This window comes from Gemmatimonadaceae bacterium (assembly GCA_019637445.1).
Lineage (GTDB): Bacteria > Gemmatimonadota > Gemmatimonadetes > Gemmatimonadales > Gemmatimonadaceae > Pseudogemmatithrix.
Genome location: JAHBVS010000001.1, coordinates 509,573 through 531,641, shown reverse-complemented (window position 1 = coordinate 531,641; position 22,069 = coordinate 509,573). Strand labels below are relative to the sequence as shown.

Annotated in this window: 19 protein-coding genes; 6 read left to right on the top strand and 13 right to left on the bottom strand. The window is 68.8% G+C overall.

The window, feature by feature from the left end; genetic code table 11:
* Positions 1-35: 35 nt before the first annotated feature.
* Positions 36-2,846 (bottom strand): excinuclease ABC subunit UvrA, encoded by a 2,811-nt coding sequence (gene uvrA, locus KF709_02425; GenBank protein ID MBX3173236.1) that lies wholly within the window; start codon positions 2,844-2,846, stop codon positions 36-38.
* 243 nt (positions 2,847-3,089) lie between these two features.
* Here uvrA and KF709_02420 point away from each other — a divergent pair, with 243 nt between their 5' ends.
* From KF709_02420 to KF709_02410, 3 genes are read left to right on the top strand one after another with little or no spacing between them, the layout of a single operon-like run.
* The gene (locus tag KF709_02420; GenBank protein ID MBX3173235.1) at positions 3,090-4,610 is read left to right on the top strand and encodes an FHA domain-containing protein; all 1,521 of its coding nucleotides are present in this window, start codon (positions 3,090-3,092) and stop codon (positions 4,608-4,610) included.
* Positions 4,611-4,614: 4 nt separating this feature from the next.
* Complete coding sequence (locus KF709_02415; GenBank protein MBX3173234.1) at positions 4,615-5,358, top strand: Stp1/IreP family PP2C-type Ser/Thr phosphatase; 744 nt, start codon at positions 4,615-4,617, stop codon at positions 5,356-5,358.
* Positions 5,351-5,572 carry a hypothetical protein gene (locus KF709_02410; GenBank protein MBX3173233.1) on the top strand — a complete coding sequence of 74 codons (222 nt, stop codon included), beginning with the start codon at positions 5,351-5,353 and terminating at the stop codon, positions 5,570-5,572. Before KF709_02415 ends, KF709_02410 begins: the two co-directional genes overlap by 8 nt.
* 144 nt (positions 5,573-5,716) lie before the next feature.
* Here KF709_02410 and KF709_02405 read toward each other — a convergent pair whose 3' ends face one another.
* From KF709_02405 to KF709_02395, 3 genes are all read right to left on the bottom strand, one after another.
* A complete protein-coding gene (locus tag KF709_02405) occupies positions 5,717-6,949 on the bottom strand; it encodes an HD domain-containing protein (GenBank protein ID MBX3173232.1) in 1,233 nt (410 codons plus the stop codon).
* Between the two features lie 153 nt (positions 6,950-7,102).
* Positions 7,103-8,716, bottom strand: coding sequence for a phosphoenolpyruvate carboxykinase (ATP) (gene pckA, locus KF709_02400; protein MBX3173231.1), 1,614 nt, complete (start codon positions 8,714-8,716; stop codon positions 7,103-7,105).
* Positions 8,717-8,734: 18 nt separating this feature from the next.
* Positions 8,735-10,996, bottom strand: coding sequence for an NADP-dependent malic enzyme (locus KF709_02395; GenBank protein ID MBX3173230.1), 2,262 nt, complete (start codon positions 10,994-10,996; stop codon positions 8,735-8,737).
* Positions 10,997-11,123: 127 nt separating this feature from the next.
* Between KF709_02395 and KF709_02390 the strand changes: the two genes are divergently transcribed.
* The 3 genes from KF709_02390 (at position 11,124) to KF709_02380 (ending at position 14,367) form a co-directional block, all read left to right on the top strand.
* Positions 11,124-11,510 carry a hypothetical protein gene (locus KF709_02390; protein ID MBX3173229.1) on the top strand — a complete coding sequence of 129 codons (387 nt, stop codon included), beginning with the start codon at positions 11,124-11,126 and terminating at the stop codon, positions 11,508-11,510.
* An 87-nt stretch (positions 11,511-11,597) separates the two neighbouring features.
* Complete coding sequence (locus KF709_02385; GenBank protein MBX3173228.1) at positions 11,598-13,865, top strand: TonB-dependent receptor; 2,268 nt, start codon at positions 11,598-11,600, stop codon at positions 13,863-13,865.
* Positions 13,866-13,902: 37 nt separating this feature from the next.
* The gene (locus KF709_02380; protein ID MBX3173227.1) at positions 13,903-14,367 is read left to right on the top strand and encodes a hypothetical protein; all 465 of its coding nucleotides are present in this window, start codon (positions 13,903-13,905) and stop codon (positions 14,365-14,367) included.
* Here KF709_02380 and KF709_02375 read toward each other — a convergent pair.
* From KF709_02375 to KF709_02335, 9 genes are read right to left on the bottom strand one after another with little or no spacing between them, the layout of a single operon-like run.
* Complete coding sequence (locus KF709_02375; protein MBX3173226.1) at positions 14,364-15,623, bottom strand: peptidoglycan DD-metalloendopeptidase family protein; 1,260 nt, start codon at positions 15,621-15,623, stop codon at positions 14,364-14,366. The genes KF709_02380 and KF709_02375 overlap by 4 nt on opposite strands.
* A complete protein-coding gene (locus tag KF709_02370; GenBank protein MBX3173225.1) occupies positions 15,623-16,471 on the bottom strand; it encodes an ABC transporter permease in 849 nt (282 codons plus the stop codon). The genes KF709_02375 and KF709_02370 overlap by 1 nt, the downstream gene beginning before the upstream one ends.
* A complete protein-coding gene (gene ftsE / locus KF709_02365) occupies positions 16,468-17,154 on the bottom strand; it encodes a cell division ATP-binding protein FtsE (GenBank protein ID MBX3173224.1) in 687 nt (228 codons plus the stop codon). The genes KF709_02370 and ftsE overlap by 4 nt, the downstream gene beginning before the upstream one ends.
* Before the next feature lie 4 nt (positions 17,155-17,158).
* Positions 17,159-18,316, bottom strand: a complete 1,158-nt coding sequence (locus KF709_02360; protein ID MBX3173223.1) for a PLP-dependent transferase — start codon at positions 18,314-18,316, stop codon at positions 17,159-17,161.
* A 5-nt stretch (positions 18,317-18,321) separates the two neighbouring features.
* Entirely contained in the window at positions 18,322-18,600 is a 279-nt protein-coding gene (locus tag KF709_02355; GenBank protein MBX3173222.1) for a hypothetical protein, read from the bottom strand.
* A 29-nt stretch (positions 18,601-18,629) separates the two neighbouring features.
* Positions 18,630-19,184 carry a hypothetical protein gene (locus KF709_02350; GenBank protein ID MBX3173221.1) on the bottom strand — a complete coding sequence of 185 codons (555 nt, stop codon included), beginning with the start codon at positions 19,182-19,184 and terminating at the stop codon, positions 18,630-18,632.
* A complete protein-coding gene (locus KF709_02345; GenBank protein ID MBX3173220.1) occupies positions 19,181-20,074 on the bottom strand; it encodes an ATP-binding protein in 894 nt (297 codons plus the stop codon). The genes KF709_02350 and KF709_02345 overlap by 4 nt, the downstream gene beginning before the upstream one ends.
* Entirely contained in the window at positions 20,071-21,024 is a 954-nt protein-coding gene (locus KF709_02340) for a carbohydrate kinase family protein (GenBank protein ID MBX3173219.1), read from the bottom strand. The genes KF709_02345 and KF709_02340 overlap by 4 nt, the downstream gene beginning before the upstream one ends.
* Positions 21,021-22,028, bottom strand: coding sequence for an ROK family protein (locus tag KF709_02335; GenBank protein MBX3173218.1), 1,008 nt, complete (start codon positions 22,026-22,028; stop codon positions 21,021-21,023). Before KF709_02335 ends, KF709_02340 begins: the two co-directional genes overlap by 4 nt.
* Positions 22,029-22,069 lie beyond the last annotated feature (41 nt).

Here is a 22,069-nt window from a genome sequence, read left to right as displayed (position 1 = left end):
TTCTAGAATCGCCTTAGTCTATGCAATATAATCACTTACGCCTTCAAATGCGACTGCAGGAAGCGGCCAGTATGCGACCCTGATGCCTTCGCGATCTCCTCCGGCGTTCCCATCGCCACGATGCGTCCGCCGCCGTCGCCGCCGTCGGGTCCGAGGTCCACGATCCAGTCGGCGCGCTTGATCACATCGAGGTCGTGCTCGATCACGACGACCGTGTGCCCGTTGTCCACGAGGCGATCCAGCACGCCGCAGAGCACTTCCACGTCGCGCGGATGCAGGCCAGTGGTTGGCTCATCGAGGATGTACAGCTTGCGACCGCCCTTCTTCGCCGCGAACGCCAACTCGCGCGCGACCTTCAAGCGCTGCGACTCGCCACCGGAGAGCGTGGTCGCCGCCTGGCCGAGTCGCAGGTAGCCGAGCCCGACCTGTTGGATCTGCCACAGTGCCTGCCCGAGCTTCTCCTCGCGCGGGAAGAAGCGGATGGCTTCGTCCACCGTCATCTCCAACACGTCGGTAATGCGCTTGCCGAAGTAGGTCACCTCGAGGACCTCTGGCTTGTAGCGCGAGCCGCCGCAGGTCTCGCAGGGCACGAACACGTCGGCCATGAAGACCATCTCCACCTCGAGCGCGCCGGCTCCCTCGCAGGTCTCGCAGCGACCGCCCTTCACATTGAATGAGAACGTGCTCGCCGTGTAGCGCCGCTGCCGCGCCAACGGCGTCTCGGCGAAGATGCGGCGGATCTCGTCAAAAGCCTTCACATAGGTGACGGGGTTCGAGCGCGGTGACTTGCCGATGGGCTCCTGATCCACGAGCACGACTTCGTCGAGCGATTGATAGCCATCGATGGCGTCGAACGCGCCGACGCGTTCGCCCAGGTGCTGCCGCGCCGTATGTTCGCCGGTGAGCTGGCGCTCGAGCGCGCGGAAGAGCACGTCGTGCACCAGCGTGCTCTTGCCGCTGCCGCTCACGCCGGTCACGCAGGTCAGCGTGCGCAGTGGGATCTTCACCGACACATCGCGCAGGTTGTGCTCGCGTGCTCCGCTCAGCGTGAGCCACTGCGGGCCGGCGCGGCGCCGCTTCTCCGGCAGCGCGATCGTACGCGCGCCCGTGAGGAACTGTCCGGTGAGCGGACTCTCGTCGGCCTTCGACGTCGGGCCGGAGAAGACGACCTGGCCGCCCTTTTCGCCGCTGGCGGGGCCGAGTTCCAGCATCCAGTCGCTGATGCGAATGGCCTCGAGGTCGTGCTCCACCATCAGCACCGTGTTGCCGCCGTCGCGCAGGCGCTCGAGCAGCGCGAGCAATCGCGAGATGTCGCGTGGATGCAGGCCAATGCTGGGTTCGTCGAGCACGTAGAGCGTGTCCACCAGCCGCGCGCCCAGCGAGTTGGCGAGGCCGATGCGCTGCGCCTCGCCACCCGAGAGCGAGCGCGTGGCGCGGTCGAGGGAGAGATACGTGAGCCCGACCTCGGCGAGGAACGTGATGCGGTCGCGCGCCTCACGCAGGATGTGCGCCGCAATGGCCGCCTCCTGCTCGGAGAGCTCGAGTGAATCCGCCCAGCTGCGCAGCAGGTCCACCGGCAGCGCCGAGACCTCCGCGATGCTGCGCCCGCCGATCTTGACGTGCAGCGCCTCGGGCTTGAGCCGGGCGCCGCCACAGCTGCCGCAGGTCTGCGCGGTCTGGTACTGACGCAGGAAGACGCGGATGTACTGCTTGTAGCGCTTGGGCTCGAGCGCGCGCAGGAACGGGAAGATGCCGATGTAGCCCTTGGCCTTTCCACGCAGCAGCCGCTCGCGCTGGTCAGGGGAGAGGTCGCGCCACGCCACGTCGGTGGGGATGCCTTCCTTCTTGGCGAACTCCGAGAGCGCGCGCCGCTTGTTTTCGTAGCGCGGCTTGGTCCACGGATCCAGCGCGCCCTCGCGCAGCGAACGTTCGGCGTAGGGGACGATCAACTGCTCGTCGTACTCCAGCGTGGCGCCGAAACCGTTGCAGGTCTCGCAGGCGCCGCGCGGGTTGTTGAACGAGAACAGTTGCGGCGTGGGCGCCGGTGCGACGTGGCCGTCGTCGGGGCAGCGGAAGGCAGTGGTGAAGCGCAGCGCGGCTGCCTCGTCTGGCGCGGCATCGGCGCCGAGCGGAAGAACGAACGCGTCGCCATCGCCCTCGCGGAAGGCGGTCTCGAGTGCGTCGCTGAGCCGTGTGCGCGCCTCCGCAGCCACGGCGAGTCGATCGGCTACAATCGACAGCGACTTCACCTTGGCGAGATTCGGCTTCGTCCCCGTGATCTCGTCGAGATGGAGCACCGCGCCGTCGGCCATCACGCGTACGAAGCCCTTCGCGCGCAGGTGCTCGATGATCCGGGCGTGGGTCAGCTTGCTCGAGCGCGCAAAGGGAAATGCGACGTAGATCCTCGTGCCCACGGCCAGGCGCAGCACCGCATCCGTCGCCGACTCCGCGGAGTCGGGCTTGAGCACGCGCCCGCAGACGGGACACTCGGTACGCCCCACGCGCGCCCACAGCAGCCGCAGGTAGTCGTGGATCTCCGTCGCCGTGCCCACCGTGGACCGCGATGTCCGCGTCGGATTCTTCTGCTCGATCGCCACGCTTGGCGACAGCCCGTCGATGCTGTCCACGTCCGGCTTGGGCATCCGTTCGAGGAACTGCCGCGCGTAGGCCGAGAGCGACTCCACGTAGCGCCGTTGGCCCTCGGCGTAAATGGTGTCGAAGGCCAGCGAGGACTTCCCCGAGCCCGAGGGCCCGGTCACGACGGTGATGGCCCGGCGGGGGAACTCGACCGAGACGTCACGCAGATTGTGCTGGCGCGCGCCGCGGACGACGATGCGGTACTTCATCCCAGGCGCGCGCCCAGGGCGATACACGGGGTCAGGCGGTGGCGTCACGAACGGCGGCTCGGGTCGGGTCGGCGTCGCAAGGAAACTACGGGATGAACCGATAGTTGTGGTATGTGGTTCGCGGCGGCCGCCGGCGCCCTGTACGCGCGCGGTGGTTCGCGCAAGAGGGTCTCCGCACGAATGTCGTGACAGCGTGACAGTCGCCTTGCCGACCCCCCAGACGCCCGGTAGTTTCCCCTCGGAATGCCCTATTTGCAGCTCAACGACCAGCAATTCCCGCTCCCGGATGGGGATGCGACCGTCGGCGCCTTTGAAGGCGCCGACGTGCGCTTACCGGGTGACGGCGGCGCGTCGCGGGCCGTGGTGTCGGTGGGCCCCAAGGGCGTCGTGATCCGGCGCGGCGGCGAGGCGTCCGTGGTGCTGGTCAACGGCGTGCAGCTGGGGAACGAGCCGAGCCCGCTGCTGCACGGTGACCGCGTCGAACTCGACGGCTTCGAACTACGGCTGGCCGACGACCAGAAGGTCGGCAGCACGATGTTCGTGAACGCCGCCGACGTTGCGGCGATGGTCGCGGCCGGCAAGCCGTCCGCGGCGCCCAAGAAGCCGACCACCGCCACCGGTGGGCGGCTTGTGTCGTTGGTGGACGGCCGCGAGTACACCGTGGCCGACGCGGGCATCAGCTTCGGGCGCGAGGTTGGCAACGACATCGTGCTCTCCGGGGGTGAAGTGTCCCGCAAGCACGCGACCCTCGCGCCCGCTGCGAACGGATACGTGCTCACGGATGCCAGCACGAACGGCATCTGGGTGAACGGCGCGCGGGTGCAGGGCAGCCAGCTGCTCGGTCGTGGCGATGTCATCAAGATGGGCAACGAGGAGTTCCGCTTCTACGCGGACGTGGCGAAGGCGGCTCCGAGTGCCGCGCCGGCCGCTGATGCCGCGGCGAGCACGGCGGCGGCCGCTGCTGCTGCCGCAGCGACGGTCGAGGCGGTTCCTGCCCCCGCGAAGCCCGCTCCCCCGTCACCTCCCCCAGTTGCACCGCCCGCGCCCGCCGTCACGCCCGCGGCGGCGACTCCTGCATCGGCGCCGCCCGCGGCTGCCCCGGCTGCGCCACCGGCTCCCGCTGCTGCAGCGCCAGCCCCACCTGCGGCTCCGCCGGCACCTCCGGCGCCGCAGCCCGTCGCCGCCGCCGAGCCGTCCAGCGCTCCCGAGCCCTCGTCAGGACCCTCGCGCGCCCCGCGGCAACCGCTGGCCTCGCTCGAGATCCGCAACGAAGGCCCGCTCAAGGGCGTGAAGTTCGATCTCCACGCCGCGCTCACGAACATCGGCCGCGGCGAGCATAACGACATCGCCATTCGCGACGAGTCCGTCTCTGACTCGCACGCGAAGCTGCAGAAACGCGCCGATGGCTGGTGGGTGGTGGACCAGGGGTCCACCAACGGCACCTACGTCGGTGGACGCCGCGTCACCGGGGAACAGCGCCTCGAGGGCGCCCCCGACCTGCGATTCGGCGGCATCAAGATGACCTTCCGGCCGGCTGCGGTGGATCCCGCAGCGGGCGGTTCGACCCGTGCGATCGCGGCAGTGGACATCGAGTCCCTGCGCCGCAGCCAGCAGCCTGCCAAGACTCCAGCCCTCGCGAAGCAGCCTGCGACGCCAGCGCCGGAACCGAAGAAGTCGGGCTGTGGTGCGGTGATCGCGATCTTCGTTACGCTGGTGGGGAGTGGCGTCGGTCTCCTCGCGCTCCTTCTCACCACCCTCCGGTGAACGAATGCAGATAGCGGTTGGCGCCAGTTCCGACGTCGGGATGATCCGTGCCGGCAACGAGGACAACTTCTTCGCCGAGGCGGACGAGAAGCGCGGCGTGTTCGTGGTGGCCGACGGTATGGGCGGCCACGCCGCCGGCGAGGTCGCCAGCGAGATGGCGGTGCAGATCATCTCGCGGCACCTGCTCGCCCTCAATTGCGTGAAGGATGCCGGCTCTGCCGACCTCGTGCGTAAGGCGATGCAGGACGCGAACCGCGCCATCTTCGAGCGGATGCTGGCCGAGACGGACAAGCAGGGGATGGGCACCACGGCCTCGGTGATGGTCCTCTGCGACCACGGCTACCTCATCGGCCAGATCGGCGACTCGCGCGTGTACCTGCTGCGCGATGGGGCGCTGACCCAGATCACGAAGGACCACTCCTACGTGCAGGAGCAGGTGGATGCCGGCCTGCTGACGCCGGAACAGGCCCGCTACCACCCCTACAGCAACGTGATCACGCGCTGCGTGGGCGCCAGCGAGGAAGTCGAGGCGGACATCTACACGGGCGAGGTCAAGGTCGGCGACGTCTTCCTGCTCGCCTCCGACGGCCTGACGGGCATGGTGGATGACCGCCGCCTGCAGCAGCTGCTGCTCGCGCGGACGGGTCCCGGCCGCATCGTCGACTCGCTGATCGCCGAGGCCAACGGGCGCGGCGGGCTCGACAACATCACGTCGATCGTGATCCAGGTCGTCGAACTCAATGCCTGACGCGGAGCAGCCCCAGGCGGCCGCTGGCGACAGCGCGCAGCCTGAGTCGGTCGCCGGCCTCGCCGAGCTCTACCTCGGCAACATCCTCTACGCCCTGGAACGCTGCGCCCTCTCGATGGCCGAGGAGGGCCGCGGTGCCGACGCAAAGTTCTATCGCGGCATCGGGCGATTGCTGGCCGAGGCGCATGGGAAGTCGAAGCAGGAGTCGCACTGACTCTTGTGTGCTGAGTAACTGCTTTGCCACAGAGGCACAGAGAACGGCGATTAATTGAAAGGGGGCTCTCGGGCAGATTCTTGCACCGAGAGCCCCCTCAATCATTCGGTTGCCGTCCTCTGTGTCTCTGTGCCTCTGTGGCCATCAGTTGCTGTTGATCAGCGCGCCGAGCACGACATCACGGGACAGCTCAATCCGCCGAGCGGTGAACACCCGCAGCCAACGCGCGCTCTGATAGAGCTCCTCGCCGAGGATCGGCAGGTTGATCGTCCCGACGATGCCCTGGTCCGTCAGGTGGCGCACCGAGCCGTCACGGGCCAGCAGCGGGAGGTCCAGGCCCAGCATCCGCTCCTTGCGCGGGAAGTCGAGCAGGAGTTCGCCCGGCGCGAGGCCAGCCGTGCGCGCCAAGGCATCCTCGGCGCGGCGCGTGCGGGCGCGGTCGTCCGAGAGCCAGTCGAGCCGCTCCTGCGCGAGTTCGACCGCCGGCACCTCCAGCGCGCGCTTGTAGAGTCGGCGCTCGCGCATCGCGGCCAACAGCGTGCGCGCCGGGCCGGACTCCAGGGCGTGCAGCAAGCCTTCGTCGGTGAAGCGCGCGAGGGACTCGACGCGCAGGGTGCCCTCGGCGAGCGCGTCCTCGACCATCCGCTTGTACATCGCCGTCGCGCTGCGCACCGCGTGGTGCCAGTACACGTTGCGGTACATCTGGTACTTCGCGAAGAGCAACGACTCGAGGGCCGAGAGCCCCTTCTCACGCATGCCCACGGAGACGCGACCGCTGCTCGGGTCCTCCACCAGCACCAAGGCGTGGCGCAGGCGGTCCACGTCGATTTCGCCGTAGGCGACGCCGCACATCATCGCGTCGCGCTTGAGGTAGTCGATCTTGTCGAGGTCGATACTGCCGGAGATCAGGCCCTGCAGCGGGGAGTCGCTGGCGCCGCGGATCAGCGCATAGACCTGCGCCGGCGCATCCGGCGCGAACTCCTCACGCAGGATCCGCCCGATCTCACCCTCGTGCAACAGCGGCTCGGCCACGGCCTCGTGGTGCGGGATGCCGAGTTCCTCGAGCGCGTGCGAGAACGGGTAGTGCCCGATATCGTGCAGCAGCGCCGCGGCCACGACGATACGGCCCTCGGCGTCGTCAAAGGGGCCGCCGCCAGCGCCGTCGGCGTCCCGCAGCACCCGCACCGTCTCGCGCGCCAGATGATACGCCCCCAGCGCGTGCTCGAACCGCGAATGCGTGGCCCCCGGATACACGAGGTGCGCGAGCCCCAGCTGCCGCACGTAGCGCAGCCGCTGGAACGGCGCCGCGTCGAGCAGCCGCAGGTACGGGCCCTCGATGCGGATGTTGTTCCACAAAGGGTCGCGCAGGGTCGGCATCTTGCTACGGACGGAAGACGGAGGACGGAGGACGGAAGAATACTACGTGCGCGCGTGTGCTTTCGCGCACTCGAATCCACGCCCGCGGCACGAAAAAGGCGAGGCCGTACGGCCTCGCCCCCTTCGTCCTCCGTCCTTCGTCAGAGGTTCAACTCACCCCTGCGGCCCCGCGCCGAGAATATCCGCCGACACCGCCGCCCCGAACTTCTTGATGTTCTCGCGGAACATGCCGGCCAGCTTCTTGGCCTGCTCGTCGTAGGCCTTGGAGTCCTTCCAGGTGTTGCGGGGGTTGAGCACGTCGTTCGGCACGCCGTCGATGTGCACCGGCAGGTGCAGGCCGAAGATGGGATCCGTCACCGTCCCCACGTGGTCGAGCTTGCCCGCCAGCGCCGCGCGCACCATCGCACGCGTGTAGGGCAGCTTCATCCGCGAGCCGACGCCATACGGACCACCGCTCCAGCCGGTGTTCACCAGCCAGACCTGCGAGTTGTGCTTGCGCAGCAGCTCGCCCAGCATCTCGGCGTACTTGGTCGGGTGCCAGACGAGGAATACGGCGCCGAAGCAGGCCGAGAACGTCGCCTGCGGCTCCGTCACGCCGCGCTCGGTGCCGGCCAGCTTGGCCGTGTAGCCCGAGAGGAAGTAGTACATCGCCTGCTCGGCGGTGAGCTTGGCGATCGGCGGCAGCACGCCGAAGGCGTCGGCCGTGAGGAACACCACGTGCTGCGGGTGGTTGCCGCGGCCGCTGGGCACGTGGTTCCGGATGTAGTGCAGCGGGTACGAGGCGCGGGTGTTCTCGGTGATGGCCTGCGAGGCGAAGTCCACCTTCTTGCTGCCCGGCTCCAGCACCACGTTCTCGAGGATGGTGCCGAACATCTCCGTCGTGGCGAAGATGTCGGGCTCCTGCTCGCGCGAGAGGTTGATGACCTTGGCGTAGCAGCCACCCTCGAAGTTGAACACGCCGTGCTCGCTCCAGCCGTGCTCGTCGTCGCCGATCAGCCCGCGCTCGGGGTCCGCGGACAGCGTGGTCTTGCCGGTGCCGGAGAGGCCGAAGAACAGCGCCGTGTCGCCGTCCGTGCCGATATTGGCCGAGCAGTGCATCGATAGCACGCCCTGCTTGGGCAGCAGGTAGTTCATCACCGTGAACATCGACTTCTTGAGCTCGCCGGCGTAGCGCGTGCCGCCGATGAGGATCATCCGCTTGCTCAGCGAGAGCACGATAAACGTGCCGGTGCGCGTGCCGTGCTTGGCGGGGTCCGCCTGGAACTCCGGCGCGTGCAGGATGCTGAAGTTCGGCGCGAAGCTCGCGAGCTCGCTGACGTCCGGGCGGATGAACATGTTCCGCACGAAGTTCGCGTGCCAGGCGTTCGGCGTGACGTAGCGGCAGGAGAGACGGTACGCCGTGTCGGCGCCGCAGTAGAGGTCCTCGATGAACAGGTCGTCGAGTCCGTTCAGGTAGCCACGCACGTCGGCCAGCAGCGCCTCGAAGTGCGCCTCGCTGATCGGCTGGTTCACCTTGCCCCAGTCCACGTCGTTCTCGCAGGCGGGCTCGCGCACCACGAACTTGTCGTTCGGCGAGCGGCCCGTGTGCGGCTTCGTCACGGCGACAAAGGGCCCCATGTGGGCGAGCTCGCCCTCGCGGCGCTGGATCGCGGCCTGCACGAGGTCGGGCGCCTCGAGGTTCCAGTGGAGCGTGCCCTTGGGCGTCAGGCCCTGGGCGTCGAGTCCAGTGCTGCTTTCGCGCACGGGCGCGGCGGTCGTAGAGGACATTGCGGGAATTGGATCGAGTTAGGAGTCTGCGCCGCGCACGCGCGTCTGGGCATCAATGACGGCGACGGCGGCCATGTTCACGATTTCCTGGACGTCGGCGTTCTGCTCCAGGATATGCACGGGGTGCTGCATGCCGACGAGGATGGGGCCGATGGCCGTGGCCCCACCCAGCTGGGTGAGCAACTTGTACGCGATGTTGCCCGAGCTGAGGTTCGGGAAGATCAACACGCTCGCGGCGTCCTTGAGCGCCGAAAACGGATAGCGCGAGGCCAAGACCTCGGGGCTGAACGCCGTATCGGCCTGCATCTCGCCGTCCACCACGATGCTGGGGTCGCGCTCGCGCAGCATCCGCACGGCGTCGGCGACCTTCTGCGCCTCGGCGTGCCGCACGCTGCCGAAGTTCGAGAAGGACAGCATCGCCACGCGCGGCGCGATGCCAAACGTCCGGGCCACGGCCGCCGCCGACCAGCCGATCTGCGCCAGCTGCTCCGCGCTCGGCGTGATGTTCACGGTGGTATCGCCGAAGAACACGATGTGCTTCTCGAACACCAGCATGTAGAGGCCGCTGACCAGGCCGTGGCGACGGTCGGCGCCAATTACCTCGAGCGCCGGCTTGATCGTCTCGGGATAGTGCTTGCCGAGGCCGCCGAGCACCGCGTCGGCATCGCCGAGCGCGACCATCACGCAGCCGAAGGTCGTGGCGCGGGCGATGCGCTGGTTGGCTTCCACCAGGGACATGCCCTTGCGCTGCCGGCGCTGCCAGAGGAACTGCGCATAGCGGTCGCGATGCCCGCTGCTCGCCGGCTCCTCGACCGCGATGTCGTCGAGCGCGATGCCCAGCTCCTCGGCAGTGGCCCGGATGCGGTCGCGGCGGCCGAGCAAGATTGGGTGTGCGATTCCCTCGTCGGCCATCTGCTGCGCGGCGCGGATGATCTTGGGATCCTCACCCTCGGGCAGCACCACGCGCTTGGGCGCGTTGCTGGCCCGCGCGGCCAAGCCACGCATCACGCCGCGGGCGCGGCCGAGCCGCGACTCCAGCTGGTCGCGGTAGGTCTCGAGCTCGATGAACTCGCGCGCCACGCCGCTCGCCACGGCCGCCCAGGCCACCGCCGGCGCCACGCGCAGCAGCACGCGCGGGTCGAAGGGGAAGGGGATCAGGTACTCGGGGCCGAACTTCACGTTTGTGAGGCCGTAGAGCGCGCTCACGCTCTCCGGCACGTCTTCCTTGGCCAGCGACGCCAGCGCCCGCGTGGCCGCCATCTTCATTTCCTCGTTGATCGTCGTCGCGCGGGCGTCCAGCGCGCCGCGGAAGATGAACGGGAAGCCAAGGACGTTGTTGACCTGGTTCGGATAGTCGGAGCGGCCGGTGGCGATGATGGCATCGTCGCGCACGGCCCGGACCTCGTCCGGCAGGATTTCCGGGACCGGGTTCGCCAGCGAGAAGATGATGGGGCGCTCGGCCATCCCGGCGATCATCTCGCCAGAGACGGCACCCGCCACCGACAGGCCCACGAACACGTCGGCGCCCTTCAGCGCCTCGGCGATCGTGCGCTGCTTCGTCTTGTGGGCGAAGCGCTCCTTGTACGGGTCCATGTCGTCCTTGCGGCCGGCATAGATCACGCCGTGGCGGTCGCACATCGTGATGTGCTCGCGCTGGACGCCCAGCCGTACATAGTGCTCGGCCGTGGAGATGGCGGCCGCACCGGCGCCCGAGAAGACCACGCGCACCGCGGCAATGTCCTTGCCCGTGATCTCCAGCGCGTTGAGCAGCGCGGCGCCCGAGATGATGGCCGTGCCGTGCTGGTCGTCGTGGAAGACCGGGATGTTCAGCGTCTTGCGGAGCGTCTCCTCGATGTAGAAGCAGTCCGGCGCCTTGATGTCCTCAAGGTTGATGCCGCCGACACTGGGCTCGAGGAGCTGGCAGAACTTGACGACGTCGTCGGGGACCTCGGAGCCGACCTCAAGGTCGAACACGTCGAGGTCCGCGAACTGCTTGAAGAGGTTGCCCTTGCCTTCCATCACGGGCTTGCCGGCCAGCGCCCCGATATTGCCGAGGCCGAGCACGGCGGTGCCATTCGTCACCACGGCGACAAGGTTGCCCTTGGCCGTGTACTTGTAGGCGTCCTCGGGATTGGCCTTGATCTCAAGGCAGGGCTCGGCCACGCCGGGCGAATAGGCCAACGCGAGGTCGCGTTGGTTGGCCAGCGGCTTGGTGGGTACGACCGCGATCTTGCCTGGGCGGCCGCGGGCGTGGTACTCGAGGGCGTCCTCTCGCTTCATCCCTCGAAATCTAGCGGGTCAGCGGTCCGGATGGGGGCTGGCAGGACCGCCTAAGCCGTTGGCAGGGAACCCGTTGCCTACGGGAGGGGTTGAGGGGCGGGCCGACCCCGCATACATATTCGTTGCCGTGACTCCTACTCGCCGACTGCAGACCGCCCGTTCGCCCCAGCGCGTTTCCCCGCGTACGGGGATTCGTGCGGTCGGTGCCCTGGCCATGCTGCTGCAGCTGTTCGTGCTGGTGGCCGCACCGGTGCTGGATGCGCAGTTGGAGCACGCCTCGGAGGTCGCCCTCCATATCGAGGACGCGCAGGACCCGGGTTGCCCGCAGGCGCACCTGGCCGACGACTGTGGCCTGTGTCAGTTGCAGGCCATCGCACGGCTCCTGGTCGCGAAGGATCTTGGCGCGACGGCACCGGTACTGCGCCGTGCGCAGACGCCGCAGGCACCGGTCGTGGTGGCCGTCGCCGCAACGCGCGCCGCCGAACACGGATCTCGGGCGCCACCTCAGGGCTGATGCCGCCGCGGTTGCGGCGGCCCTGATTGGTCTTGCTCGCGCTCCCTTCTGGAGCGCTCGAGCGCCCGCCATACAACCGTACTGACAATGTCCCGAGCAGTCCTGGCCTCGCGCCTGGCCCTCACGGCCGCGCTGGCCATCGCTTCCATACCACTGCAGGCCCAATCCGTCACCGTCCGCGGGCGCGTCACGGCCGTGGCCACCGGCGAACCCTTGCCTGCGGCAATCGTCCGGCTCGTGGACCTGCATCGCGAGGTTCGAACCCACGAGGACGGCAGCTTCTCCTTCGGCCTCGTCGCGCCGGGTCGCTACCAAGTCACCGTGCAGCGCATTGGCTACGAGTCGCTGACGCGGGAGCTCATCGTCAGCGCCGGGATGGATTCCGTGTCATTGGCGATGCGAGCGTCCCCATTGCAGCTCGCCGCCACCGTCGTGACCGGACAGGTGGCGGAGCGGGGGGCCGCCGACGCCATCAGCAGCAGCAACGTCCTGAGTGACGCCAAGCTGGACGTCCGACTCGACGGCACGCTCGGCTCCACTGTCGCCGGCACCCCGGGCGTGTCGATGGTCTCGATGGGTCCAGCCACCGCGCGGCCGGTCGTTCGCGGGCTCGGCGGCGACCGCGTGCTGATCCTCGAGGACGGCATGCGCAGCGGAGACCTCTCCAATAGCTCGAACGATCACGCGGTGGCCATCGATCCGGTCACGGCGCAGAAGGTCGAGGTCGTGCGCGGGCCGATGTCCCTGTTGTATGGATCGAGCGCGCTGGGCGGCGTGGTGAACGTCATTCGCCAGGAGATCCCCACCGTACGCTTCGAGCACCGGCACGGCGCGCTCAGCACGCAGGCGAGTTCAGTCAACGATGGCGCGTCGATCGGCGCCTTCGCCGAGTTTCCGCTGGCTGGGTTCTCCGTGCGCACTGAAGGCAGCTTGCGCCGCTCTGGTGACCTGCGGACGCCGATTGGCCGGCTGGAGAACACCCAGGTCGGGGCCAGCGGCGCATCCATCGGTGTCTCGAAGGTGAATGGATGGGGGCACACGGGCCTGTCGTATCGCTACTTCGCCAACGACTACGGGCTCCCCGGCGGTTTCGTCGGCGCGCACGACGGCGGCGTGGACATCGCGATGCAGCGGCACATGCTCCGCAGCGAGACTGAGTGGCACCCGGTGGATGGCGCCTTCGAGAACGTGCGGCTCAACCTGTCCTTCTCGGACTACCGGCACCAGGAGCTCGCGAAGTCCGGCGCGGTCGGCACGCGCTTTCAGCAGCTGATGACCGTCGGTGAGCTTGTGGCGCGGCACTCGGGCATCGCGGGGGGCGCGGGTGGTGCCATCGGCCTGCGTGCGCAGTACCGCGACATCACGCCGAGCGGCCCGATCCGGGCCACGCCGACGGTGGACTGGACGCTTGCCGCCTTCGCAATCGAGGAGTTCGGCACGGGTCCGCTGCGTGCGCAGGCGGGGCTGCGCTACGACTTCGCGCGATTCATCCCGTTGGTGCGACGCGAGATCGTGGTCGGCAGCGATACGCTGCCCACGCTTCCGCGCGACTTCGGTGCGGTCTCGGCGTCCGTCGGCGCATTGTACGCGCTCGAGAATGGCGTTCGCGTCGGGGCCAGCCTGAGCCGCTCCTACCGCACGCCGGACTTCAACGAGCTCTACTCCGACGGCCCGCACCTGGCGGCGTACTCATATGACGTAGGCGATCCGCGCAACGACCAGGAGACCGGCTACGGCGTCGACGTCTTCGCGCGCATCGAGCGCCAGCGCGTCCGCGGCGAGGTGGCGGCCTTCGCGAACCGCTTGCAGGGATATCTCTTCCCCCGCAACACCGGCGAGCCCGGCCGCCAGGCGCAGCGCTGGAAGTTCCAGTACACCAACGAGGACGCGACGCTGGTGGGCGCCGAGGGTGACATCGAGATCACGCTGCGGGAACACGTGGTGCTCGAGGCCACGGCGAGCTACGTGCGTGGAGTGATTGCCGGCGACCGCGACACCATTCCCGGCATCGGAGGCGCACCGGACGTGGTCGAGTCCGCCTACCTGCCGCTGATGCCGCCGTTGAACGGGCGCGTGGGCCTACGGCACGAGACGCCGCGTTGGTCATTCGGTGGCCACGTCCGCTGGGCAGCGCGCCAGACCCTGCTCGGGGACTTCGAGACCGAGACGCCGGGCTACGCGACGCTGAACCTGCACGCCGGCTGGCGCTTCGTCTCCGGCGACCGCCTCCACGCGTTCACGCTGCGACTGGACAACCTGTTGGACACGGAGGTGCGGGAGCACCTCTCGCGCACGAAGGACATCATCCCGGACGCGGGGCGCAACGTGACGTTGCTCTACCGCGTGCAGTTCTGACGAACGTCGTACACATCCATCACTGAGGCCACACACGATGACACGCTGCATTGTTCGGTCCCGGCAGTTGCGCACGATGCTCGCCATGACGGCACTGGCCGTCTTCGCCTCGGCGTGCAAGGAGACGGTCGATGACCACCCGGAAGTCGATGCCATGCGGATCACCTTGACGGGCCAGGCGCCGGTCCTGGTCAACTCCTCCGGCGTGGCGTCCGCGTCGTTGGCGCTGACGCAGGGCGTCACGACCGGCCTGACAGTCGAGTTTCTCGACGCGACGCTGCAGGATGCGCTCGTGGGCCACGCCGACGAGTTCCAGGTCAATGTGACGCCCGACGCGGGGATCACGTTCGCGCGGACTGGCCCGTTCGCCGGCACGCTCACCGCCACGGCGACGGGTGACATCGTCGTGAACGTGGCGATGTTCCACATCGAGGACGGCGAGGAGGAGTTCGGGCCGTTCCCGGTGACGATCACGGTGAACCCGCCGCCGACGCTGCGCTAGCGCTGGCGGCGCAGGTAGTCGAGCGGGTCCACGGGCCGCTGGCCCTCGGGCCGGATCTCGAAGTGCAAGCGGGGCGGTATGTCGGGATCGGATTGCCCCACGGTCCCGATGATATCGCCCTTCTTCACTTTCGTGCCGCGTGGCGCGCGGATCTCGGCCAGCGAGCCGTACAGCGAATACGCGCCCGCGCCGTGCTGCACGATCACCATGAAGCCGTAGGTCCCGAGCTGCTCGGCCGTCACCACCTCGCCATCGGCGATGACCTTCACCGGCGTGCCGATCGGTGCGCCGATGCCCATCCCGTTCCAGGTAAAGGACGTGTTGTTCGGATTCCGCACGCGGCCGAAGCGATACACGATGTCGCCCTCGACCGGCCAGTCGAGGCGTCCGAGGTCGGCCGTGGTCAGCCCGCGTCCGGTGGTCGGTGCAGTCGCACCGCGCGCCGACGCCGCGGCCTCCGCGCGCCGCCGCGCCTCTTCCAGCGCGGCGATGACGTTGGTCAGCCGGCTTTCGTCGCGGGCGATCTCGTCCAGCCGCTCGCGCGCCCGCCGCTGCTGCTGCTCCAGTGAGGCCAGCGTGCGCCCGCGTTGCAGTTCCAACCGGCGCAGCCGCGACTCCTCGTCCGCCTTCTCGCGGCGGTTCTGCTCCACGTCGCCCTGCAGCCGCACCAACAGTGCCCGCTGTGCGACAATCTGCGCGTTCAGCGCCTCCACGCGATCCAGGAGCGAATGGTCACGCTTCGCCACGAGGTGCAGGTACTTGTAGCGCGCCACCAGCGAGGCGAAGCTCTCGGCGCTGAGTAGCGCCTCGAGCGTGTACAGCGGTCCGCGCTTGTAGATCTCGTTGACGCGGTGGCGCACCGTGGCGCGCTTCACCGCGAGCTCGTCCTGTGTGCGGACCAAGCCTTCGTTGACGGCGTTGAGCTGCTCGTAGAGAGTGCCGAGTTGCGCGTCGAGAGATCGCACTAGCCGCGCCGTGGCCAGCGCCTGGCGCTCCAGGTTCTGCCGCTCCGCCGCGACGTCGCGGGCGCTGGACTGCAGTTCCTGCATCCGGCGCTCGAGCGTGTTGCGCTCGTTGCGCAGGCGCTCAAGCTCGCGCTGCTCCTGCCGGATGCGCTCCGCGGCCTGCCTCGCGTTCTGGGGGATGTCGCTGCGCTGCGCCGCGATCGGTGCGGGGAGGAGGCAGGCCGCCGCGATCGCCAGCAGGGCGGCCCGCATCGACGCGAGTGCGAGTGAGCGGGGCGCGGGGCGCCGCATCACACCTTCTTCAGGTGGCGCCCAACGGACATCGCGCTGGCCAGCAGGCCAATCAGCGCGCCGGCCGCGACGCCGAGCAGCGCGATCGAGGGCTCGAAGTAGGTCACCTGCATCACGTAGCGCCCGGAGACTTCGAAGGCAATCCAGGTCAGCACCAAGGCGAGCACGCCGCCCATCAGGCCCTTCACCAGGCCTTCGATCAGAAACGGCGCCCGGATGAATCCATCGGTCGCCCCGACCAAGCGCATGATGGCGATCTCTCGCTCTCGGGCAAGCACCGCCATCCGAATTGTCGAGCCGATGATGATCATCGCCACGATGGCGAATGTGGCGCCAAGCGCGAGGCCGGCGCCGGTGGCGATATTGCGCAGCCGATAGAGATTCTCCACCCACTCCTGGCCGTAGCGTACGTCGTCGACGAAATCGTAGAGTTCGAGGCGCCTGGCCACGGCCTCGACGGTGGCCGGGTCACGCATGCCTGGCTTGATCCGTACCTCGACGCTGGCCGGCAGCAGCCCGGCCTCGAATACGTCCTCGAACTCGCGTAGCTCGCGGCGCGCGCGCTCCAGCGCCTGCGCCTCCGTCACGAGCCGGACACTCTCGACTTCGGGGAACAGGGCCACATCGCCGACCAGCGCGGCCGTGGCCTCCGGCGGCGTCCCCGCGGCGACGAAGCCGCGCACCTCGACGCGGTCCTCCACCTGCTGCAGGGCGTTGCGCAGGTTCAGCGCGACCAGCCCAAAGAGCCCGAAGGCGAACAGCGAGAAGGCGATCGTCGTCACCGACAGCGCGCTCAGCACCGGCGCGCGCTGGAAGGCCCGCATGGCCTCACGGATGGCCAGGCTCACTCGCCCTCCTCCGACTCGTCGGACGCGGAATCGAACACCAGCCGCCCCTTGTTCATTTCCAGCGTGCGGTAGCCCGCAGTGCGCACGAGGTCGAGGTCGTGCGTGGCCATCAGCACGGCCGTGCCCGACTGGTTGATCTCGCGCAACAGTTGGAAGATGCCGCGTGAGGCGCGTTCATCGAGATTGCCCGTGGGTTCGTCGGCCAGGAGCACGACGGGATCGTTCACCAGTGCCCGCGCAATCGCCACGCGTTGCTGCTCGCCGCCCGAGAGCTCGTGCGGCATCGCCTGCGCCTTCGATGCCAGGCCCACCTGCGTGAGCGCGCGCGCCACCTTCTGCGGAATCGCGTTCGCTGGCGTGCCCGTCACCTCGAGCGCGAAGGCCACGTTCTGCTCGGCCGTGCGGTCCTCGAGCAGGCGGAAGTTCTGGAAGATCACGCCCAGCCGCCGTCGTAGGCGCGGCACGTCGGCGCGGCTCAGCGCCACGGAGCTGCGGCCATCCACACGCACCTCACCCGAGGTCGGACGCTCCTCGACGAAGACCAGCTTGAGGATCGTGCTCTTGCCGGCACCGCTGGGTCCCGTGAGGAACGCGAACTCACCACGCCGCAGGTGAAAGGACACGTGCTCGAGCGCCGGCCCGCCGCGCTCATATTGCTTGGAGACCTTCGTAAAACGAATCATCGCGCTACTTGAGCGCCTGTTCGAGGTCGGCAATCAGGTCGTCGACCGCCTCGAGGCCAACGCTGACGCGCAGGAAGCCGTCCGGGATGCCCAGCTTGGCCCGTTCTGCCGACGACATCTTGGCGTGCGAGGTGTAGCGCGGCTCGCTGACCAAGGTGTCCACGCCGCCGAGGCTCGGGGCGTGGGTGACCAGCTTCAGCTTGCGCAGGAAGCGGTCGGCCGCCTTGCCGCCGCCCTTGAGCTCCAGCGCCAGCATTCCGCCGAAACCGTCAAGCGTGGACTTGGCCACGGCGTGGTCCGGGTGCGACGCCAAGCCGGGGTAATGCACGGCGGTGATGTCCTTGCGCTTCTCCGCCCACTGCGCGATCGCCATCGCCGACTCGTTGGCGCGCTGCACGCGCACGTCGAGCGTCTTGAGCCCGCGCTCCAGCAGCCACAGCGCGAAGGGATCCGGTGTCTGGCCCCAGAGCATCTCCTTCTGCAGCACTTCCTCGATGTAGGGCTCGGAGCCGCTGACAACACCGGCCAGCACGTCGTGGTGCCCGTTGAGATACTTGGTCGCCGAATGGATCACGACGTCCGCGCCGTGCTCGATGGGTCGGAAGTTCACCGGGCTGGCAAAGGTCGAGTCCACGACCAGCGCCACGCCCGAGTTCCGCGTCACCGTGGAGATCGGCTTGATGTCGAGCACGCGGCAGGTGGGGTTCACCGGCGACTCGACGAAGATCGCGCGCGTCTCCTTGCGCAGATGCCGGCGCCAGACGCGCTGCTCCCAGGGATCCACGAACTGCACCTCGATGCCCATCCGCGCGAACTCCTCGGTGAGCAGGCGATGCGTACCGCCGTAGATGTACTGCGAGCAAAGCAAGTGGTCGCCTGGGCGCAGCAGTGCGAGCAAGGCGCAGGCAGTGGCCGCCATCCCGCTGGAGAGAACCAGCGAGGCCTCGGCGCCATCAAGCAGTGCCAGCCGCTTCTGCAGGCGCTCGGCGTTTGGCGTGTTGCCGTAGCGCGTGTACTTGAGGTTGTCGGTGGTGCCGAAGGCCTGGACGTGATTCACGCTCTGGACCAGCGGCTCGACCACGGGCGTGCCCGGCTGGTGCGACTCGCGGGCGCCGTGGATGGCGAGGGTGGCGACGGAAGGTGACTTGGGCTTCGGCGTCATCGCGCTCAGGCGAGGTTGGTGGTCAGTACGGGTCGGTGATCGACGTCCATCTTCACCAACTTGACGATTTCGGAGACGGCAAGTCCCGCGAGGTCGCGCACCACGACGCCGCCCTTGGGCAGCGAGTCGTCGTAGGCCACGGGGGCGAGCTCGTGGCGGCGCGGGCCGTAGACCCAGACGAGCTCGCCGTCCTCGATGAGCCGGCTGATGGCATCGTCGGGACGCACGCGCACCAGCGGGCCCCGCTCGGCGTCGCTGCGCTTGCTGGCGATGAACCCCACCACCTGGAGGGGCTGAAACGCCCGTCCGCGGATCACGCCGCGGACCCGAGGGGCAGGTAGCGGTGCGCCTCACGCCGGAGCAGCCGGCGACGCGCGAGCCCGTCGAGCATACGCCCGCAGGCCTCACAGGGAATGCCCGTCTCCGCGGCCACGACGTCGGCATCTGCTTCGCCCTGCTGCATCACGAGATCCCAACAGCGGCGCTCTTCGTCCGTCACGGCACCGACCAGCCGCACGGCGCCATCGCCCGCCACCCGCACGACGAGCGCCAGGCTGTGGGCCTCGAGCACGGTCTCGATGATCTCCATATGGAGGTCGTTTACCCCGTGGATCATCACGTAGCCGTCGTGCGCCGGCCGCTCGCCGGTCAGCGAGAGCATCAGCTTGTTCAGGAACTCGTCCGCGCAGCTGCGGTCGAGGAGGCCGATGTGGGAGAAGTCGAGGTACATCACCGTACCGTCGGCGAGGCCAGCCAGCTGCCGCTCGACGGCGATGCGCACCTTCGCCCCCGTGTCGCGGGTGACGAGGTTGCGGAACTCCGACTGGGTGGAGTCGCGCAGCACGGAGCCGAGGTCGACGTGCGTCACGGCGTGGCCACCCGCTCGGGGATGATCATCTGCAGCTGCGAACCGACGAAGGGCGTGAGGCTCTCCTCGCGCGCCGGCGTGCTGTCCCAACTGGGCAGCAGGTTGATGCGCGCCGATCCGCTGCGAATGCTCAGCTTTCCGTCGTGTCGGTGGACGTAGCCCTTGATGCCCTTGAGACCTTGGCCGCGGCCGGCCTCAGGATGCCGGCTGTGTCCCTGCGTAAGCGCCGCCTCCAGGGCCTCGGCGTCATTCCAACGGTCACCGGCGATGGCGCGGGCGCGCGAGGTCTCGAGTGAACGCTTGAAACCCTGGCCCGCGTCGGCCACGGCGATGAGCACCACCCAGCGGCCGACGCGGCGCTTGCCCCAGTCGTAGGCCTGCACGGCCACCCAACCACCGCGTTGTGCGTGCTCGACGATGTTCTGGCAGGCCTCGGACAGCGAGAGCGCGAAGCCCATCGTCGAACGCGCCTCGAGGTGCAGCTTGGTCGTGAGGATGTGCGTGGCGCGGTCCTTCACGCGCTCCACCACGGCGTGCACGTCCTCGCTCTTGGCGATGGGCGTGATCTCCAGCACCGTGTCGCTGTCCTGCTGCACGCGCTGCTTCATCACCGCGCCGCGCATCGTGAACAGCTCCTCGGCGTAGCGAAAGAACGAGGAGCGGGACCAGTACGACTGCACCTTTTCGTCCGTGGGCGGTGCGAAGTCCGGCTTCTCGGCGCGCGACTGCGCGAGGCAGAGCAGGCCGGTGAGGCCGTAGGGGGTGGCGAAGCGGCAGTGACGGGCGTCGACCAGGACCTTGGCGTCGGGGGCGAGCGGGGCCAGCTGCTCGAGCACTTGCTCGAAGCTTTGCTCGTCGAGGGACGCGGGCACGGTGATGACGGCGGTCACAGCGGGTGCAGCTCTCCCCTGAGGTGGTGGGCAAGGCCGGTGGCCCCGCGATGTTCGACGTTCCGTGCGGCGGCATCGCAGGCGCGCCGCGAAGCCTCGGACAATCTATCACCTGCGACGAAGCGCGAGAAATAGGTCGCACCCCACACGTCGCCGCAGCCCGTGGGATCGCCCGGCCCCGACACGCGGGCGACGGTCGCCGGCACCAAGGCGGTGCGCAGCGGTCGCCCCGGGCCGGCGTCCTCGAAATAGACGACGCCACGCTTGCCCAAGGTCACGAACAGGGTGCGTACGCCCGCGTGCAGCGCCGTCGCGGCCAGCGCCATCGGGTCGGCGGCGAGCATCGCGACCTCGTCTTCGTTTACCTGTAGGTAGTCAAAGCAGGCGCACCAGGCGGCGACCTCCGGCAGCGGCCGCCAAGTGCGCAGGCCAGAGGGTTCGAGCCCCAGCGTCAGCGAATGCAGGTCGCAGTAGATGGGGCCCTTGAAGTGCTGCCGGATGAGCTGCGCGGTGGCGAGATCGAGCTCGAAGCCGCTTATGAGATTGATGTACAGCGCGTCGATGTCACGCAGCAGCGGCTGCAATCCGGCCCAGGTCCATCCTGGAACGCCACCGCTGAGCACCTCGCTGCGCCGTTCGTCGCTGTGGTAGCGCAGCTCCACGCGGTTGTTGCGGTACGGCACCTCGATAGGGTGCGCGTCGGGTGCGAGCCGGCGCAGCGTGCGCAGGAATCGCCGAGCCTCGCTCGCCAGGTCCTCGCCCACCTTGACCAGCGGCACCAACTCCCAGTCGTCCGCGAGCGCGGCGTCGGCGGCGCTTAAGGCGTAGGTGATGCCACCCCACTCCTGGATGGGCGACTCTCGCACATCGCGGCCGTGGATGACATCCCACACGAAGGTCCCGATGACGCCAAGGCGCTGGCGCCGCGTGTCGCCGCCCGCGCTGCTCACATCAGGCCTTCGGCCTGGAGAAAGGTCGCCACCGCGCCGACGACGCCGGCGTGGGCCAGTGTGCCGGCCACGATGCGGCAGGGCTCGACGGCCGACTTGAACGCGCGGCGCCGCACTTCCGCGCGCAGCGGCTCGAACAGCGCATCGCCGGCCTGCGTCACGCCGCCGGCGAGCACGACTACCTGAGGATTGAAGATGTTGAGCAGGTTCGCGACGCCGATGCCGAGGAAGCGCGCGGTCTCGCGCACGACCTCACGGGCGACCGCATCGCCCTCACTCGCCGCCTCGAACAGGGTCGCGGCGGTGATGCGCGAGAGCTCGCCTTCGACCATCGCCAACAGCCGGCTGGATTCGCCGCCGGCCAAGGCCTCCCGCGCACGCTCGGCGATGGCCGGTCCGGAGGCGTAGGCCTCCACGCAGCCGTAGTTGCCGCAACCGCAGCGGCGCCCCGTGGAGTCGATGGTCGTGTGGCCGAGCTCGCCCGCGACGTCGCTGGATCCGTGGTACAGGCGGCCGTCGAGAATGAGGCCTCCACCGATGCCGGTCCCCAGGGTGAGCCCGACCACCTGCTGCGCGCCGCGGGCGGCGCCGAGCCACCACTCGCCCAACGTGGCGCAGTTGGCGTCGTTGTCGAGCGTGGCCTTGAGTCCCACGCCCGCGGCAACACGGTCGCGAAGCGGGAAGTCGCGCCAGCCAAGGTTCGGCGTCTCGAGGACCACGCCGGTCTGTCGATTCAACGGCCCGGGCGAGCCGATGCCGACGCCGAGGATTTGGCTGCGACTCGCTCCGGTGGCGGCTAGCACCTCCGCCTCGGCGCGGCGTACTTGCGCCACGATCCGCGCGACGACGGCGTCGCCGCCTTCCTTCGCGGCGGTCGGCACGGACTGCATCCCGAACTCGCGCGACCCGTCGGCCGACATCGCGCCGACGACGAGATTAGTGCCGCCGAGATCGACGCCAATGACGTAGCGGTCGGACGGGGGCGGGGGGGTGGGGGCGGGCATCGGGGGAAATTACCACGCCTCGCAGGTCTTCGCGGCGCACA